Here is a 2,661-nt window from a genome sequence, read left to right as displayed (position 1 = left end):
AGGGGTGCATTTCTTAGAATTGCCCGTGCAATACCAATGCGTTGTTTTTGCCCCCCAGAAAGCATGGTACCACGTTCTCCTACTTGCGTATCCAAGCCATCTGGTAAAGCTTGAATAAATTCAAGTGCATTAGCCGCTTTAGCGGCAGCAAGGATTTCCTCTTCATGGGTATTTTCAGTTCCAAAAATAATATTATCACGCAATGTTCCATCAAAAATGGCGACATCCTGTGGAACATAGGAAATTGCGCTGCGTAAATCTTGCAAAGAAAGGTGATTAATTTCCATGCCATCCAACTGAATTGTTCCACTTATCGGGTCATAAAAACGAAGGATCAAAGAAAAAATGGTGCTTTTTCCTGCTCCTGAAGCCCCAACAAAAGCAACCGTTTCACCTGCCTTCACAGAAAACGAAAGTGAGCGTAAAATCTTCTCTTGTGGCCTAGAAGGATAAGTAAAATCAACCTGATCAAAAACAAGCTCACCTCGAACAGGTTGTTCCAATGATAAAGGATTTTTAGGAGCTACAATAGTAGGTTGTTCTTGTAGCAATTCAGAAAGCCGCTCAGCAGCGCCCGCTGCTTGGATTAACTCTGCCCCCAGTTCCGATAATTGCGCAAAAGTAGAAGCTCCAAAAACCGCATAAAGGACAAATTGCCCTAATGTCCCGCCTGTCATCGTTCCATTCAAAACATCGCGCGACCCAATCCATAAAACAGCAACTACACTGCTAAAAACCAAAAAAATTGCAAAACCCGTAAAAAAGGAGCGCAGGATCACAGAAGCGCGTGCTGTTTGAAAAGCACGTTCTATCAATTGTGAAAACCGTGTTGAAACGAGTTTTTCTGCAGTAAAAGCTTGCACAGTGCGAATAGCACTTACCTGTTCTGTAGCAACAGCATTGGCATCTGCGAGACGATCTTGTGCCGCACGCGTACGCGCACGAACCTTACGCCCAAAAACCACCAATGGAATGGCCACAACAGGAATAGCAACCAAAACCAACAAAGACAATTTAGCATTGGTAATCACCATCATCACGACGGCTCCGATCACTATAATCAACTGGCGCAAAGCAGTAGAGGCGGTAGAACCTACAGCTAATTTTATTTGTGTGGTATCTGTTAGAAGCCTTGAAACAATCTCTCCTGAATGCGACCGATCAAAAAAAGCAGGAGAAAGTTTCATAATATGAATAAACACATCACGCCGTAAATCGGCAACAATCCGTTCTCCCAATGTGATAACACAATAATAACGGCCAGCAGAAGCAAATGCGAGAAGCAAGGCTAAGATAAACAAAATTCCGAAGTAAAAATTGATATGTCCATGGCTTGAAGTAGAAAACCCATGATCAAACATTTGGCGGATAGCTACAGGCAAAGCTAATGTAACAAGAGCAGCAACAGATAACGCTAGAAAGGCAAAGATAAACAACCAACGATAGCGCAAAAGATAAGGAAAAAAAATTGCAAGCGAAGAGAATGAAGATTTTCTAGAGGAAGACTTTGTAGATTGTTCTGAATGATTGAAGAGATTCATAAGGTTTCGCTCACTATATTGAATTTATAATACTTGATACAATGATGCATCTCGAACACTTGTTTTTTTATGCGTGCTCAGCTATAGGAATAAATACTTTAATCAATGTATCAAAAAGACAAAGGAAGCGCACTTAAAAAATCGAGCAAGTGCTGTTTCATTCTGTAAACGCAAAAGGTTTTTACGCATGAAAGCGAATATTCATCCCAACTATCACACAATTACCGTTGTTATGACGGATGGAACCCAATATACAACGCGCTCTACTTGGGGAAAAGAAGGCGATACTCTTAATCTAGATATTGACCCAAGAACGCATCCAGCATGGACAGGTGGCTCCCAAACACTCGTAGACCGTGGCGGTCGTCTTTCTAAATTCAAAAATCGTTTTGGTAATATTGGCATGTAAAAGCCTATTCCTGATTATTAAAGAGCACAAGTTTTTTAAAAAATGATTGCTCTATTGTAAGTGATTGTTTTTTTATGCTGTAAAGAGTGCGCTTTAAATATTAATTCAAAAACGCATCCAACATAAATAGATGGGATTTTAGGCACTAATAAATCTTGGTGGCTGCGTTTTTTAAATTTAAAAATCAGTTTGAAATACGAGCATAAATCCTTTCTCGTAAAGTATAACGACCTGAAATAAAATAATTGCAAACTATCCTTCTTTTTTTGGACCTGAAAATACCCGTGAAGAGGACATTCTTGTCGCCGCAAGCGGCTAATGCGCTTGAATTTATTCAAGCTTTATCAGATGGCTTGGATACGCAAGTAGGAGAACGTGGTACCATGCTTTCTGGGGGACAAAAACAACGCATCGGTATTGTACGTGCGATTTTAAGAAATGCATCCCTCTTACTGCAAGCCGGCATCATCATTATATTTGCCAGCTTGTAGGTGTTGCTACAGCCCTTGGCACCTGAGACGATTCATTATAGGCATTTTTAGTCCTTTCTTAATAGTTTTTTTATTCACGCGGGCTCTCCCCACTTGTAACGTGCAAGAGAGATGCTTTTTGTTGATTCAATATGGAACAGGTTTGAAACGAGAAAATCCTATGATATTCTGGAATTCCCATTCAACATACAAAACAGTGAATTATTATTATAATCAAAGC

2 protein-coding genes and 1 pseudogene are annotated in these 2,661 nt (G+C 40.1%); 2 read left to right on the top strand and 1 reads right to left on the bottom strand.

Annotated elements, in window-relative coordinates; genetic code table 11:
* Nucleotides 1-1,541: ABC transporter transmembrane domain-containing protein (locus ACFINF_RS08985; RefSeq protein WP_375620557.1), on the bottom strand; the 1,541-nt coding region annotated here is incomplete at its 3' end.
* 187 nt (nucleotides 1,542-1,728) lie between these two features.
* On the opposite strand from ACFINF_RS08985, the gene rpmE reads away from it, so the two are divergent.
* Together rpmE and ACFINF_RS08975 are read left to right on the top strand one after the other, a co-directional pair.
* Complete coding sequence (gene rpmE, locus ACFINF_RS08980) at nucleotides 1,729-1,950, top strand: 50S ribosomal protein L31 (protein WP_330168255.1); 222 nt, start codon at nucleotides 1,729-1,731, stop codon at nucleotides 1,948-1,950.
* A 265-nt stretch (nucleotides 1,951-2,215) separates the two neighbouring features.
* Nucleotides 2,216-2,405 (top strand): annotated as a pseudogene (locus ACFINF_RS08975) (ATP-binding cassette domain-containing protein); the annotation flags it as partial.
* Between the last annotated feature and the right edge of the window lie 256 nt (nucleotides 2,406-2,661).

The sequence above is a fragment of the Bartonella sp. TS25HLJMH genome (assembly GCF_042193505.1).
In the GTDB taxonomy this organism is placed as follows: domain Bacteria; phylum Pseudomonadota; class Alphaproteobacteria; order Rhizobiales; family Rhizobiaceae; genus Bartonella; species Bartonella grahamii.
Note: the sequence above shows the minus strand (reverse complement) of the source record. Positions and strands in the feature narration are given on the sequence as shown.